This window comes from Thermobifida alba, assembly GCF_023208015.1.
Lineage (GTDB): Bacteria > Actinomycetota > Actinomycetes > Streptosporangiales > Streptosporangiaceae > Thermobifida > Thermobifida alba.
In genome coordinates, this window is record NZ_CP051627.1 from 643,040 (window position 1) to 657,653 (window position 14,614).

Below are 14,614 nucleotides of genomic sequence, written 5' to 3' on the forward strand. Positions count from 1 at the left end.
TGACTGTGGGCAGCGCGGGGCTTCGGCCTGTGGAGCGATGTCAGGAAGGAAGCGTGGTCAGAGGTGAGCGAGCTGCAGTCCTTGTCGGGCTCTGGATGGGTCCGTGCGGAGACCGTTGGAGACCTGCTCGACAGCCGGGCGGAGGCGCTCGGCTCTGAGCCGGCCCTGGTCTTCCCGGAGGAGCGCGCGACCTACCAGGAGCTGGCGGCCCGAGCCGACGCTCTGGCGAGAAGCATGCTCGCGATGGGGGTGGACCGGGGCGACCGGGTGGGAATCCTCATGCCGGCCTGTACCGAGCTGGCCGCACTGCTGTTCGCGGCGGCGAAGATCGGAGCCGTCGCGGTTCCGGTCAACGCCCGGTTCAAGCCGGTCGAGCTGGAGCACATCGTCAAGCACTCCGGGATGAAGGTGCTGTTCACCGCGGAGACGCCGGTGAACTCGCCGCTGGAGCTGCTGGTCCGCACCTTCCTGGAACTGGCGGACGTCACGGGCGGAGCGGTGGAGCTGCCCACACTGCCGGAACTGCGGCGCGTGGTGGTGAGCGAGGGCGCACAGGTCCCGGGGTACGCGATCGGCGTGGCCGAGGCGATCGAGATGGGCGGTGCGATCAGCGCCGAGCAGGTCCGCGCCCGGCAGAGCTCCGTCCGCCTGCGGGACACGATGATGCTGGTCTACACCTCGGGGACCACCGCGGCCCCCAAGGGCGCGATGCTGAGCCACGAGGCGGTGAGCCGCCTGACCACGGGGATCGTCGAGCGGCTCGAACTGACCCGGCAGGACAACGTCTGGACCGCCATCCCGCTCTTCCACGGCGGCGGTATCAGCTTCCTGATCAGCACGCTCAGCGCCGGCGCGACCTTCGTCCACCCGGGACTGTTCGACCCCGCCACCACGCTCCCGCTCCTCATCGACAACCGGGTGACCGTGGCGCTCGCCGCCTTCGAGACGATCTGGCTGCCGGTGCTCTCGCGCTACAACCCGCAGGAGCACGACCTGACGAGCATCCGGGCGGTGATGGTCGTCGGAGTGGAGGAGCGGCTCCGCCAGATGGCGGAGGCCCTGCCGTGGGCGACGCAGGTCTCGTGCGTCGCGATGACGGAGTCCTGCGCCTTCCTGTCGCTGCACCGGCTGGACGACCCCTTCGAGGTCCGGGTCACCACCGGCGGCCACCCCATGCCCGGCATGGAGGTCCGCGTGGTCGACCCCGAGACCGGGGAGGACCTGCCGCCCGGCGCGGAGGGGGAGCTCCTCTTCCGGGGACCGAACGCCTTCGACGGCTACTTCCGCGATCCGGAGCTGACCCGGGAGGTCTTCGACGAGGAGGGCTGGTTCCACTCCGGTGACGTGGTCCGCCGGGACGAGGACGGCCGGATCACCTTCGTCAGCCGGTTGAAGGACATGCTGAAGGTCGGCGGGGAGAACGTTTCGGCCGCGGAGGTGGAGGGGCTGCTCATCACCCACCCCGCGGTGAAGCTGGCCCAGGTGGTCGCGGCCCCGGACGACTACTACGTGGAGGTCCCCGCCGCCTTCATCGAACTCAAGCCCGGCCAGGAAGCGACCGAGGAGGAGCTGATCCACTTCTGCCTGGGCAAGATCGCCACCTACCGGGTGCCGCGGTACGTACGGTTCGTCACCGAGTGGCCGATGTCCGGCACGAAGATCAAGAAGGTCGACCTGCGCGCGCGGATCGCCGAGGAGCTGAAGGCCAAGGGCATCACCAGAGCACCGCGGCTCGACAGCAGGGCGGGGATGGTCGCCGACACCGGTGGTGCGGGGGAGCCGCAGCCCGCTGCGGGCTGACGCCGTCCCCGTGGCACACGGACGCCTGGCTCCGCCGGACGAGGACGGTCGGGCCAGGCGTCCGCCTTTGTGGCCGGACGCACGCGCCCGCGCACAGGTGCGGACGTGAGCGGTGCCGGGGCGCGGGGCCGCCGGCCGAGGACGCCGGTGGCGGCAGCGGTGCCGTCGCAGGTGGCTCTGCTCCGGTGCCGACGTGCGCGCGCCCGCGAGGGGCGGTGCCCTCATCGGCGCCTGCGGGCACCGGGGAGCGGAGTCCGGATTCTTGAGGGCGGGCGCGTCGGAGGGCCAGGCCGGGGCGGCCACGGTGGGCGCGGTTGGTCGGCCCACGCCGGTGCCGCCCACCGGAGAGGCCCGCTCCCGGGGTGCCGTCGACCGGACGTCCCCGCGTCGCGGGGCCGGGGAGCCCGTGACCGGGAGGGGAGCGCCGCCGTGCCCCGGTGCGGCCCGCCGGTCCCCGGCTGTCGACGGCGTCTCGGTTCCGCGCCGCCCGGGGCCGACCGGGCGGCGCGGAACCGGAAGGTCAGAACGAGCGCGGCAGCCCCACGCTCTCGGCGATGGAGTTGCGGGCCATCTCGCTTGAGATGGGGCCGATGCGCAGCAGGCGGCTGTCCCGCCAGTACCGCTGGGCGTCCGTCTCCGCCGCGTAGCCCATGCCGCCCAGGATCTGGATACCGAGGTCGGCGGCGCGGTTGGCGTACTCGGAGGCGACGACCTTCGCCATGTTGGCCTCCAGACCGCAGGGCTTGCCCTGGCTCTGCAGCCAGGCGGCGTTGAACACCATCAGCTCGGCCTGCTTCTGCCACATCACCATGTCGGCGATGTAGTGCTGGAGCGACTGGAACTGGCCGATCTTCCGGCCGAACGCGGTCCGAGTGTCCATGTGGGCGAGGGACTCTTCGAGGACGCCGTCGATGATGCCGGTGCACAGCGCCGCCAGGAGGATCCGCTCGTTGTTCAGGGTTCCGAGCAGCGTGTACCAGCCCCGGCCGACCTCTCCCAGGACCAGGTCGTCGGGGACGAAGACGTCGTCGAGGAACACCCCGCACGAGCCGACGGCCCGCATGCCCAGTTTGGGGATCTGGCGGGTCTCCACACCGGGGGAGTCCGCGGGGACCAGGAACAGGGTCTTGCCCTGGGTCCTCTTGGGCGCCTCCTCGTCCGAGATGGCGAGGAGGAGCAGGTAGTCGGCGACGTGTGCGGCGGTGGACCACATCTTCTGCCCGGTGATGCGCCAGCCGCCGTCCACCTTCCTCGCCTTCGTGCGCATCCCGCCGAGGAGGTCGGTGCCGCCCGACGGTTCGGTGACCGCGATCGAGAAGCGCAGTCTGCCCTGGGCCAGTTCCGGGAGGAACCGCTCCTTCTGCTCCTCGGAGCCGTACAGGCCGACGGACTTGGCGCCGGCGAACGACGAGATCGCCCAGACCCAGGTGAGGCCGGCGAGTGACCTGGCGAGCTCCCGCGCGGTGATCGCCTGGACGACGATGTCGCCCCCGGATCCTCCGTAGCGTTCGTCGATGCCGATGCCGTGCAGTCCCGCGGCGCTCATCTTGTCCCAGAGTTCGAACGGGTAGGCGAACTCTTCCTTCTCCAGGTCCCGGGCCACGTTCTTGGGACAGTTCTTCTCGACCCAGTCGCGGACGACCTTCCGAAACTCCTGCTGTTCCGCAGTGAACGAGAAATCCACGGCTCTTCCTTACGAGGTGGGATCTTTGAGAGGGGGAGGGCTCGGACGGCTGCCGGCTCGCCGGACCGGAGGGGCCTCCGGGGCCGGACGGTGTCGAGGGCGGGTGGTGGCGCGGCGACGCCGGCAGGTCGGGGAAGCGGCGGGAGCGCCGTGCCGCCGCGGCGGTGAACGCGACCGCCGCACGGGGGCGGAAGCCGAACCTCCGGTGCCACCAAAGTTGACTTACCAGTTAGTCGATTTCCAGCCCCCCGGCGGTGCGTGGCGGGCGCGGCCCGGAGGGGTGGCCGGTCGGGCCCGGCGGGGGTGCGGGACTCCGCGTCCGGAGCGGGTGCCGATTAATCAACCAACCGTATGGTTGACAGTACGGTTGCCGTGTGGCTAACGTCACTGCAGCTGGTCTTGCGCTGGGACTTACTCGTCCTTTAAAGGGGAGCGGTTGTGGTGGTAAAGGCTGCGCAACGCAGATGGATCGCCGTTACCAGCTTGGGAGACCTGTTGGACGCACGGGCAGCGGAGCACCCGGACCGCGAAGCCCTCGTGTTCCCCGACAGGCGGATGACCTACGCGGAGCTCGCCGAACGCGCCGACTGGTTCGCGCGCGGCTTCGTCGGCCTCGGCGTCGGCGCCGGCGACCGGGTGGGGATCCTCCTGCCCGACTGCGCCGACATCATCGCGGCCATCTTCGGCGCGGCCAAGGTCGGCGTCATCCCCGTCCCGGTCAACGGGAGGTTCAAGGAGTACGAGCTCTCCCACCTGCTCAACCACTCCGGTATGAGCGTGCTGGTCACCAGGCCCCCGCAGCCCGGCGGGACCGACTTCCCCGAACTCGTCGACGCGGTGCTGCCGGGACTGGCAGAGGCCCGTCCGGAGCGGCTGGACCTGGCCGACGCCCCCGACCTGCGGCAGGTCCTGCTGCTCGGCAGCGAGGAACGCCCCGGCTACCTCCCGGAGGCGAGCTTCGACGCGGTGGCCCGGGCCGCCTCCGCAGACGAGGTGACCAGAAGGGCGCAGCGGGTCAAGACCCGCGACACGGCCATCATCATCTACACCTCCGGGACCACCGCGGCGCCCAAGGGAGCGATGCTGAGCCACGAGGCGTTGTGCCGCTTCGCGGACACCCTGGCGAACGACCGCTTCCGGCTCACCCCCGACGACCGGGTGTGGGTGCCGCTCCCCCTGTTCCACATCGGCGGCATCGCCTTCTCGGTCATGACCATCCACGCCAGGAGCGTGTACGTGCATTCCGGGTTCTACCGGCCCGACACCGCTCTCCAGCAGTTGCAGGAGGAGCGGTGCACCCTTGCGCTCCCCTGCTTCGAGACGATCTGGAAGCCGGTCCTCGACCGGCCGGACTTCGCCGAGTACGACCTGTCCGCGCTCCGGACCGTGCTGGTGACCGGGGTGGCCGAACGGCTGCGGGCGATGCAGGAGCAGCTGCCGCACGTGGTCCAGGTGTCGACGTTCGGCGCCACGGAGGCGTGCTCCGTTCTCTCGGTGAGCTCGGTCGACGACTCCCTTGAGGAACGGGTGACCACCGGCGGCCAGGTCCTGCCCGGCATGGAGTGCCGGGTGGTCGACCCCGAGACCGGAAAGGACGTCCCGCCCAACACCCTGGGCGAACTGATCTACCGCGGTCCGAACTGCTTCCACGGCTACTTCCGCGATCCGGAGCTGACCCGGAAGGTCTTCGACGAGGACGGCTGGTTCCACAGCGGCGACCTGGGCACGATCGACCCGGACGGCCGGGTGACCTTCGTCAGCCGGGTGAAGGACATGCTGAAAGTCGGGGGCGAGAACGTCGCGGCCGCCGAGGCCGAGGGCTATCTGATGCGCCACCCCGCTGTGGACTTCGCCCAGGTGGTCGCCGCACCGGACGCCTACTACACCGAGGTCCCCGCGGCGTTCATCCAGTGCAAGCCGGGGATGACCGTCACCGAGGAGGAGCTCATCGACTTCTGCCTGGGGAAGATCGCCACGTACCGCGTCCCGCGGTACGTCCGCTTCGTCGACGAGTGGCCCATGTCGGGGACCAAGATCAAGAAGTACGTGCTGCGCGAGCAGATCACCCAGGAACTCCGTGAGAAGGGCATCACCGAGGCGCCGCGGCTCAGGTACCAGGCCAAGGCAGCGGCGGGCGAGGCGTCGTAGGGACCGCCGCCCCGGCGAGCCGGGGCCCGGGGCGGGAACGGTCCCCCGCACCCCCGGGCAGCGGGACCGCCGCACCCGTGCGGCATCGAGCAGGCTCCCCGCGCCGTATCGGCGCGGGGAGCCTCGTCGTGTCCGCAGCGAACGGAGAGACGGCGGCGAGACGGGCGGCGGGGCGCCCGTGTCCGTCACCGGGTGCGGTAGCGCCGCACTCCGTCCACCTCTTCGCCGGTCAGCACCCCCTGGAGTTCGAGCAGGTCCAGGTGGGCCTTGGTCTCCAACACCGCCAGCATCCGGTTGAACGGGTCCAGCTCCGCCAGGGTGCGCTCCCTGCGCGTCCAGGTCAGGCCGGCGGCGACGGAGGCCGCACTGTCCCGCCCCCGCGCCACCTGGGCGGCCGTCGCGGCGAGGCGGGCGTCGTGGTGGGCCAGGAGTTCGTCGACGCGGGCGTGGACGCTGGGAGAGACCGGACCGTGGGCGGGCAGCATGCGGGCGTCCGGCAGCGCACGGAGACGACGCAGCGAGTCGAGGAAGTCCCGCAGCGGTTGGGCGACCGGCGCGGCCTCGAAACCGATGGAGGGGGTGATGTGCGGCAGCACGTGGTCGCCGGTGAACATCACAGCCCCGCGCGGATCGTGGAAGACCAGGTGGCCGCGGGTGTGGCCGGGAGTCGTCACGGCGGTCAGGGAGCGTTGCCCCGCGGGGACGACGGCGCCGTCGAGCAGCCAGTGGTCGGGCTCCTCCCAGATCTCCTGGGGCATGCCGCCCGTGCCGTCCACCGTCCGCAGCTGCGCCACGAGGTCCCGGGCGCCGCAGCGGACCAGTACGTCCAGCTGCGCTTCGAGGCCGTGCACCATCTTTCGCACCGCGGACAGCGAGTCGCGCTCGCCGGCGCCCAACTCCACGGTCGCGCCGAAGAGCCGCCGCAGTTCGACGGCCAAGGTGAAGTGGTCCCGGTGCAGGTGGGTCACGAGGATCCGGCGTACGTCGGAGAGGCCGCGGCCCAGGGCGGCCAGGGCGGCGGCGAGCCCTTCGAGGGCCCCGCTGCCGATCTGGCCGGAGTCCACGAGCATCGTGCCGCCGGTGCTGTCCAGATCAACGGCGTACACGTTGACGGCTTTCAACGCGTCTCCGGGAAGAGGAAGGGGAATCCTGTGGATTCCCGGAGCCACGGTGTAGACCCCCGGCTCGCTCCAGGGCCGCTCGGGGTCCTCCGCACGGAGCGGCAGCAGTTCGGCCACGTGTGTCCCTCCCGTCACGTGTCTGTCGTCGGTCACGCTCGCTCCGTCCGTCGGCCGGTGTCGCGGCCCCGCCGCTGTCGGAGGCGAGAAACCCGGGACCCGCGCGTCAGCGGGTGCAGGAGGCCAGGCCGGCCTCCGAGGCGATGCCCCGGATCGCCGTCTCCGCCAGGTGCGACGCGATCTGCTGGGCGGAGAACTCGCCGTCGGGGCGGTACCAGCGGTAGACCCAGTTCGCCGAGCCCAGGATCGAGAGGGCGGCGAGCTTGGGGTCGACGTCCTCGCGGACCTCGCCGGCGGCTTTCGCCTCTTCGATCAGTGAGCGGAACACCCCCTGGTAGGAGTGCTTGTCGCCCAGGACCTGCCGGCGCCTGTCCTCGGGCAGGGCGGAGAGCTCGTGCAGGAAGACCGCGGTGGGGACCAGGTTGTGGCAGGTGTGCTCCACGTGCCCCCGGATCACCCGGTGCAGGCGCTCCAACGGGGAGGGCGACGGCCCCTGGGCGAGCGCGGTGACCACGGCCAGCCCCTTCTGGTGCACCTCGTTGACCACCTCGAAGAGGAGGTCCTCCTTGGACTGGATGTAGTAGTACAGGCTGCCTTTCAGCATGCCGATCCGGTTGGCGATCTCCTGCAGCGAAGCGGCCTCATAGCCCCTCTCGTAGAAGACCTGGGTGGCTGTTTCGATCAGTTCGGCCCAGCGCTCTTTCCGCGGCTTGCGCTCCGCCGCCGAGCGGCGTCCTGCCAGCCCTGTCGGGTTCGCCATCGTTTCCCCCGTGACCGTGGTGAGCGCGATCGCACTCCCCGTGACACTAATGAAACCTACCGTTTGTTAGACAACTCATCCTGGCGCGGCCGCCGGGTTTCCGCAACACGCCGGACCGCCGACCCGCCGGTGGGCACGTCCCCGAAGAAGCTTATGCCTGCACGGGCGGAGCGGGGCGACCGGACCGGTCGGCGGTCCGGGAGACGGGCCCGCAGCGCCCGCCGCCCCTGGCCGCCGACACGCGCGGCGCTGACGACGGTCCGTCTCCGGACGGTGGGCGACGGGTGCGTAGAGTCCCAGACGGAGGCGCCGGAGCGGCCGGTGGTGCCGTCGGCGCCGCCCACGCCGCGACGGCCCGAATCGGCGTCTCCCTTCCCGTTCCCCACCAGCCGAGACCGGAGGAGCCCCCCATGCCACTGTCCGACGCCAAGGCGCTGCTGCCCGTCGCCCAGGAGGCCGTCGACGCGGCCGTCGAGTACGTGGTGACCCATCCCGTCACCGGAATCCGCGACAAGGGCGGCCGGCAGATCGTCACCGACACCGACGAGGCCGTGGAACGCATCGTCCGCGACCGCCTCACCCGACAGACCCCCGACCTGGGTTTCCTCGGGGAGGAGACCGGGGCCACCGGCGGCCGCGACACCTACTGGGTGCTCGACCCCGTCGACGGCACCACCAACTTCTCCCACGGGCTGCCCCTCAACGCGGTCTCGCTCGGCCTGGTGCACGGGGACCAGCCGGTGCTCGGGGTGATCGCGCTGCCGTTCCTGGGCGGCCGCTACTGGGCCGCCGACGGCCACGGCGCCTACCGGGACGACACCCGGCTGCGCGTGTCCGAGACCACCGACCTGTCCGAGGCGCTGGTCGCGCTCAGCAACTACGGCGGAGGCGGGGACGCCCCCGTGCGCGACCTGATCTCCGCGGAGCTGGACCGCACACTGTCCGTCCGCACCCAGGGGCTGCGCCGCCTGGGCGCCACGGCCGTGGACCTCGCCTTCCTCGCCGCGGGGGCCCTGGACGCCAGCATCACCCTGGGCAACTGCACCTGGGACACCGCCGCCGGAGCCGTGATCGCCCGTGAGGCGGGCGCGGCCGTCGTCGACAGTGACGGCAGTCCGCACACCACGCGGTCCCGGTGCACGATCGCGGTCACTCCCGGGCTGCGCGACGCCGTGCTGTCCCTGCTCGACATCACCCGCCAGACCCCGTACTGGCCTGCCGGGGACTGACCGGCTCCCGGGGCGGAACGCCGGGCGCCCCGGCTCCGCAGGGGAGGGGAGTCCGGGGCGTTCCCGTCCCGGGGCGCGGGGGAGCGGTACCGCCTCGGCGACGGCCCCTGTCCGTCACACCGCACTGCGCACGGCGTGGTTCAGAAATTCTTCGAAAGTTTCGGAGGTCCCGGTGCGGTGTGGATGACCTGTGAAAGGGCGGGGGAGAGGTGGGATGGGGTGCGAGGTCTGATGTCCTCGGAAGGGCTCTCGAGGTGAGAATTTTTCCGAAAGGTTCCGGAAACTATTGACAACTCCTCAGAGTTGGGCGAACACTGTCGGTGTCGACAGATCTTGCCCACTGTCGATCCAGGCCAGCCGCCGCGTCCTGGCCCCGGTCGTCGACCTCGTGCAGTCGGCCGATCCCGCCGCGTCGCACGACGCCGACGTGCGGCCGCCACCCCCGGTCGCCGACAGCCCCGCCGGGCCGTGCCGCGCTGCCTGGTCCCTCCATCCCTCACAAGGAGGAAAGACTCACATGATCGACGCCCCCGCCCGCCCGAGAAGCCGCAGACGCGGCCGCACCGGGCGACTCATCGGCCGAGCCTTCGCCGCGGCGCTGGTCGCGGCGGTGACGATGCTGCCCGGTACCGCCAACGCGGCCGTGACCTCCAACCAGACCGGCAACCACGGCGGCTACTTCTACTCCTTCTGGACGGACGCCCCCGGAACGGTCTCCATGGAGCTGGGCTCCGGCGGCAACTACAGCACCTCGTGGCGGAACACCGGAAACTTCGTCGCCGGCAAGGGATGGAGCACCGGTGGACGCAGGACGGTGAGCTACTCGGCCAGCTTCAACCCGTCCGGCAACGCCTACCTGACCCTCTACGGCTGGACCCGGAACCCGCTCGTGGAGTACTACATCGTCGAGAGCTGGGGCACCTACCGGCCCACCGGAACCTACATGGGCACGGTGACCACCGACGGTGGAACGTACGACATCTACAAGACGACGCGGTACAACGCCCCCTCCATCGAGGGCACCCGGACCTTCGACCAGTACTGGAGCGTCCGGCAGCAGAAGCGGACGAGCGGAACCATCACCGCCGGCAACCACTTCGACGCCTGGGCCCGCCACGGTATGCACCTGGGCAGCCACGACTACATGATCATGGCGACCGAGGGCTACCAGAGCAGCGGAAGCTCCAACGTGACCCTGGGCTCCTCCAACGGCGGCGACCCCGGCAACCCGGGCAACCCGGGTGGGGGCGGCTGCACCGCGACGCTGTCCGCGGGACAGCAGTGGGGCGACCGCTACAACCTCAACGTCTCGGTCAGCGGCTCCAACAACTGGACCGTGACGGTGAACGTGCCCGCCCCGGCGAAGGTCATGGCCACGTGGAACATCACCGCCAACTACCCCGACGCCCAGACGCTGGTGGCCCGCCCCAACGGCAACGGCAACAACTGGGGCATGACGATCCAGCACAACGGCAACTGGACCTGGCCGTCGGTCTCCTGCAGCGCGAACTGACCCTCTGAGGGCCCAGACACCGCGCACGTGGCGCGGCGGCGGTGAGCCGCCGCGCCACTCCGCTGTCCGGCCGGACAGCGGCCGCCGGGCCGACGGCGTCACCGCCAGCCCTGGTCTCCCTAAAAACCCGCTGACCGCTGAGTGTCCCTCCTCCACCCGCTCTCCCGCGGAACCTACGCTGCAAGTCCGTCATCTCCGGAAACGCGTGGAGGAGTGGAAATGCCGAAGACGATGATCCCCGGCTACACCTACGGCAGCGACACCCTGCCCCGGTCGCCGATCGGGCTGGAGGAGCTGGACCGGCTCAAGGCCACCGTGATGTTCACCAGCGCCGACGAGGAGGCGCTGCGCATGGCCGGAGACGTCCTCGAAGACCAGGTCGGGCAGGTGCTCGACGTGTGGTACGGCTTCGTGGCCGACCACCCCCACCTGCTGGCCTACTTCTCCACCCCCGACGGCAAGCCGGTCCAGGAGTACCTGGACCGGGTGCGGTCGCGGTTCGGCCAGTGGATCCTCGACACCTGCCGCCGCCCCTACGACCAGTCCTGGCTGGACTACCAGGAAGAGATCGCCCTGCGCCACACCCACGAGAAGAAGAACACCGCCGACGGCGCCGGAGCGGTGGACAACATCCCGCTGCGCTACGTCATCGCCTTCATCTACCCGATCACCGCCACCGTGCGGCCCTTCCTGGCCGCCAAGGGCCACAGCGCCGAGCAGGTGGAGGCCATGCACCAGGCGTGGTTCAAGGCGGTGGCCCTGCAGGCGGCACTGTGGGCGCACCCGTACGTCCGCGACGGCGACTGGTGACCGCGGTCGACGCCGGTCCCCGCCCGGGCCGTCCCAGGGCGCGCCGGCCGTTCCCGACGCTTCAACGGGGGGACGGCGACCGGCAGCGGAGCGGGTGCCCACGGGACCTGACCGGGGTGGCGCCGCCGGTGTCCATATGCACTGGAGGTGCACCGCAGCCGGGACCGATCTTCCCCAGGAAACGACCAACGGGCGTTCACCTGGGTGAACGCCCGTCTCCTGTCGGGACGGCGGGATTTGGACCCACGACCCCTTGACCCCCAGGCGTTCAGACGGCTTCCGTGAGACCGATTTCCGCGTGATTCTGGGCCTAAGATCATGCAGAGCACGTCACGACATGCACGGTTCCCATGATTCTGGTCCCCCTCACCATCGTCTGCGCTGGCATCCTTTCGGGCTTCGTGCTCCTGGACTCGGACGTAGCCGAGTAGCACGAGGCTCATTGAGGTTTTCTCAACGGATCAGTGGAGCGGGGGCGAGGCGGTGAGGGCGCCCTCTGACTCTAGGCAGCCGTGAAGTCCCTGGTAGGACGGTTCTCGGCACAAGACTGCGTCTACTGAAGCAGAGGCTTCCGTTGGTTCCCTATTCTGCCATGCTCGATGTTCCCCGCCCTGTGGTCACCTACTTGGCTCGCCTGCTGGCCGCCTACCGCCGCACCATCAGCACCCCACGCCGCTCGCGTGCACTTACCCCGTTCCGTCAAGCGGTGATGGTCCTGCGCTGGTTCCGTGACGGCAGCCGTGCCGATGCCCTGGCCCGCGACCATGCCGTCAGCCTGGCCACCGCCTATCGTTACGTACACGAAGGCATCGACGTACTCGCCGCCCAAGCCCCTGAGTTGCAGCAGGTGCTGTGCGAACTGCGTGACCGGGACGAGTCTCTGGCCATCCTCGAAGGCAAGGTCTTCGCTACTACCCGGTGCGCCCAGCCAGGTGAGCGCGGTACCGATGTGTGGTACTCGGCGCACAAGCACCACCACGGCCCCAACATCCAGTTCTTTGCCGATGCCGCAGGCAGCCCGCTGTGCGTCTTCGATGCCGAACCCGGATCGGTCTCGGAGCTGGGTGCCGCGCATCCACGCCCTGCCGCTGCTGCGCCACGCCGCGGCCCGCGAGGGCCTGATGGTGCTGGCTGATGGCGGCTACGACGGCGCCGGTGTCGGCATCCACACCCCGGTCCGCGCCTCTCGAAGGGTGTCGTATGCGCGCATGCACATCGACAACCTGGCCTACAACCGGCTGCTGCGCGGCCTGCGCGCGGTGGGCGAACGCGCCATGGCCGTACCGGTCGGACGGTGCACAACTCTGCGCCGCATCAGCCTCAGCCCCTCCGCTGTTGGCCGTATCGTCCAGGCTGCCCTGGTCCTCCACCGCTACGAACACTCGATCCGTTGAGAAAAGAAAACCTCAATGCTGGCACCAGCCGACTTGATGGGTGATCGTGCCAATGAGCAGGTCTGCCTCGCGGATCAGGCAGGCCGTTTCCTGCACGCGCAGGATCGACACAGGGCGTCGCCCCGAACGGATCTTTGAACAGTTGGCCGTACCGGCTGGTGGAGAGGCAGGCGTGTGCGGCGAGTTCGGAAAATGAACAGCGGCGTGCTTCGTCGGTGTAACGTCCCTTACGCTGCCGCCTTGTTGTTCGGTGGTGTGGATTGCCGTTGCGAGCATGTTCGTCTTGCCCGCGCCTGTCGCGTCCTCCACGATTAGCAGCGGATCATGCGAGGCGACCGCTGCGGAGGTGTCGAACTGACCTACGTCGAGGCGCTGCCCGAGCACGGCCGCGTGTTCGCGCATGTCGGGGTGCTCCGGCTCCCGTTCGGGGATATGGGCGGTGATGAGTGCGCGCAGTTCTGTCTCGACCTGCACTACCCGCAAGTTCGTCAGGTTCGCGACATGCTCCGGCGCAGGCGAAGTCGGGCGGGGAATCGAGAAACAGTCCTCAAGCGCCAAGGTGTTTGCCACTGCGATCTGTTCGCGCAACTCCTGAGGGGCGCCGCGGACGCCTGCCTCAGTGCTGATGCGGGTGGCGGGTTCTTGGACGGTGCGAGTCCACGCCGACTCACCAGCAGCGCACCGATCCAACGCCTTTGATGCGATCCGCTGCACCAAGAGTCATCCGTCGATGCCGGCGCACGCGCTGGCCTGCACGTCAGTAGTTCGGGGTCGTAGCCGGCTCGCACAACTCTGTGACCGATGCGGATTTTCTCCCGCAAGGTCGCCGATTTCTTCGCGGGCCGCTGATACGTCCTGAGCCGGAGGACGACTACCGGCCCATCGTCTCACCCTGAAGACGACGATGAAGATGGCTGTACTCGGAGCCGCGGGCATAGTCGGTCGCGAGGCCGTGACCGAGGCGCTGGCGTGAGGGAACCAGATCACCGCGGTCTCGCGACCACGGCATCCACGACCGGCCCGAGGTTCGACGCATCGACGTCGGAGTAGACGACGTCGGCCCCACACTGACCGGTGCCGACGCCGCGGTTTTGGGGCTCCGCCCCGCCGCTGGGCAGGAGGATCAGCTCACCGGGCTCACCATGGCAGTGCTGGAAGCCGCCGTGGCGACGGGCACCTGGGTGCTCGTCGTCGGCGGCTCAGGCCCTTTCACCTCGCCCTGCAATGACCGACGGCGCGTAGTCGACGAGAGCAGCCTCGTCCCCGACTAATGGCAACCGATCGCCCGTGTCAACATCGCCCAGTTGGGTGTCTGCGGTGACCATCGCGCCCGGGGCTGGACCTATTTGAGCCCACCGGCTGTCCTCGAGTCCGTCGACCGCAGCGGGCGGTACTGGTGCGGTTCCACCGTGCTGCTCACCGACGATCGTGGCCAGTCCTGCCTCTCCGCCGCAGACTGTCGTTGACGAGATTGAGAACCCGTCGGCTGAGCGCCCTCAACGGTCGTATCGACCTGAGGTCCTGGGCTGTCGGTATCGATCCCTGGCACCGCGTGGTCACTCGGCGTCCGGGCACACCAGGAACACGGGAAAGTCCCCAGCGATCCGGGCGAACGACTCCAGTGGCTCGCTCCGGTCGACCCCCAGATGCGGACGGGCTCCGGGAGCCACATCGAGATAGCTCTGCAGGATCGGTGCTCGCTCGTCGACCGGTACCTCGCGCAAGCGAACCTGCCGGCGCTGCCGATGGCGCACGAGGACTGCCCGTCCGTGCGCCGCTCGGACATTGCGCACCCAGTCGGCCGTCTCACCGAGCATCGACACCAGGTAGTCGTCGCCGCTGACCTCGGCCACCGCCACAGCGACGGCGATCGTCCGCCCGGTACGACGCCCGGCAACGATCAACGTTGCGCTGGCACGGTCCGTCAGCACTCCTCGTGCATGGTGGCGAGCCGCGACTCGGTTCAGTGCGCGGGCGATCGATGACGGGCGTCCACCTGGATACAGGCGGCGCGCGATCGCATGGTGGACCGTTCTCA

Annotated in this window: 12 protein-coding genes; 7 read left to right on the forward strand and 5 right to left on the reverse strand. The window is 69.8% G+C overall.

All coding sequences use genetic code 11. The annotated features are described in order from the left end of the window. The first annotated feature begins 63 nt into the window (after positions 1–63). On the forward strand, positions 64–1,800 hold the full coding sequence (locus tag FOF52_RS02940) for an AMP-binding protein (protein WP_248592298.1): 1,737 nt from the start codon (positions 64–66) through the stop codon (positions 1,798–1,800). Between the two features lie 520 nt (positions 1,801–2,320). Here the strand turns inward: FOF52_RS02940 and FOF52_RS02945 are convergent. Further along, positions 2,321–3,484 (reverse strand): acyl-CoA dehydrogenase family protein, encoded by a 1,164-nt coding sequence (locus FOF52_RS02945; protein ID WP_248592299.1) that lies wholly within the window; start codon positions 3,482–3,484, stop codon positions 2,321–2,323. A 495-nt stretch (positions 3,485–3,979) separates the two neighbouring features. Here FOF52_RS02945 and FOF52_RS02950 point away from each other — a divergent pair, with 495 nt between their 5' ends. Further along, positions 3,980–5,632 carry an AMP-binding protein gene (locus tag FOF52_RS02950; protein ID WP_248592300.1) on the forward strand — a complete coding sequence of 551 codons (1,653 nt, stop codon included), beginning with the start codon at positions 3,980–3,982 and terminating at the stop codon, positions 5,630–5,632. A gap of 185 nt (positions 5,633–5,817) precedes the next feature. On the opposite strand, the gene FOF52_RS02955 is transcribed toward FOF52_RS02950, so the two are convergent. Together FOF52_RS02955 and FOF52_RS02960 are read right to left on the reverse strand one after the other, a co-directional pair. Further along, on the reverse strand, positions 5,818–6,906 hold the full coding sequence (locus FOF52_RS02955; RefSeq protein ID WP_248592301.1) for an MBL fold metallo-hydrolase: 1,089 nt from the start codon (positions 6,904–6,906) through the stop codon (positions 5,818–5,820). A gap of 70 nt (positions 6,907–6,976) precedes the next feature. Next, positions 6,977–7,630: a TetR/AcrR family transcriptional regulator gene (locus tag FOF52_RS02960; RefSeq protein WP_248592302.1), complete on the reverse strand. Its 654-nt coding sequence runs from the start codon at positions 7,628–7,630 to the stop codon at positions 6,977–6,979. A 410-nt stretch (positions 7,631–8,040) separates the two neighbouring features. Between FOF52_RS02960 and FOF52_RS02965 the strand changes: the two genes are divergently transcribed. The 5 genes from FOF52_RS02965 (at position 8,041) to FOF52_RS02985 (ending at position 12,576) form a co-directional block, all read left to right on the forward strand. Beyond that, the gene (locus FOF52_RS02965; protein ID WP_248592303.1) at positions 8,041–8,859 is read left to right on the forward strand and encodes an inositol monophosphatase family protein; all 819 of its coding nucleotides are present in this window, start codon (positions 8,041–8,043) and stop codon (positions 8,857–8,859) included. Between the two features lie 517 nt (positions 8,860–9,376). Beyond that, positions 9,377–10,372: a glycoside hydrolase family 11 protein gene (locus tag FOF52_RS02970; protein ID WP_248592304.1), complete on the forward strand. Its 996-nt coding sequence runs from the start codon at positions 9,377–9,379 to the stop codon at positions 10,370–10,372. A gap of 219 nt (positions 10,373–10,591) precedes the next feature. Further along, positions 10,592–11,182, forward strand: coding sequence for a protoglobin domain-containing protein (locus tag FOF52_RS02975; RefSeq protein ID WP_248592305.1), 591 nt, complete (start codon positions 10,592–10,594; stop codon positions 11,180–11,182). A 592-nt stretch (positions 11,183–11,774) separates the two neighbouring features. Beyond that, positions 11,775–12,317, forward strand: coding sequence for a hypothetical protein (locus FOF52_RS02980; protein WP_248592306.1), 543 nt, complete (start codon positions 11,775–11,777; stop codon positions 12,315–12,317). Further along, the gene (locus FOF52_RS02985) at positions 12,247–12,576 is read left to right on the forward strand and encodes a transposase family protein (protein WP_248592307.1); all 330 of its coding nucleotides are present in this window, start codon (positions 12,247–12,249) and stop codon (positions 12,574–12,576) included. Before FOF52_RS02980 ends, FOF52_RS02985 begins: the two co-directional genes overlap by 71 nt. Before the next feature lie 12 nt (positions 12,577–12,588). On the opposite strand, the gene FOF52_RS02990 is transcribed toward FOF52_RS02985, so the two are convergent. Both FOF52_RS02990 and FOF52_RS02995 read right to left on the reverse strand, forming a co-directional pair. Beyond that, positions 12,589–13,164 (reverse strand): DEAD/DEAH box helicase family protein, encoded by a 576-nt coding sequence (locus FOF52_RS02990; protein ID WP_248592308.1) that lies wholly within the window; start codon positions 13,162–13,164, stop codon positions 12,589–12,591. 968 nt (positions 13,165–14,132) lie between these two features. Then, entirely contained in the window at positions 14,133–14,507 is a 375-nt protein-coding gene (locus FOF52_RS02995; RefSeq protein WP_248592309.1) for a nitroreductase/quinone reductase family protein, read from the reverse strand. Positions 14,508–14,614 lie beyond the last annotated feature (107 nt).

Excerpts from the sequence above, each read along its gene's own strand:
- FOF52_RS02980 (WP_248592306.1), top strand. The coding sequence starts at position 11,775 with ATGCTCGATGTTCCCCGCCCTGTGGTCACCTACTTGGCTCGCCTGCTG.
- FOF52_RS02965 (WP_248592303.1), top strand. The coding sequence starts at position 8,041 with ATGCCACTGTCCGACGCCAAGGCGCTGCTGCCCGTCGCCCAGGAGGCC.
- FOF52_RS02970 (WP_248592304.1), top strand. The coding sequence starts at position 9,377 with ATGATCGACGCCCCCGCCCGCCCGAGAAGCCGCAGACGCGGCCGCACC.
- FOF52_RS02960 (WP_248592302.1), bottom strand. The coding sequence starts at position 7,630 with ATGGCGAACCCGACAGGGCTGGCAGGACGCCGCTCGGCGGCGGAGCGC.
- FOF52_RS02975 (WP_248592305.1), top strand. The coding sequence starts at position 10,592 with ATGCCGAAGACGATGATCCCCGGCTACACCTACGGCAGCGACACCCTG.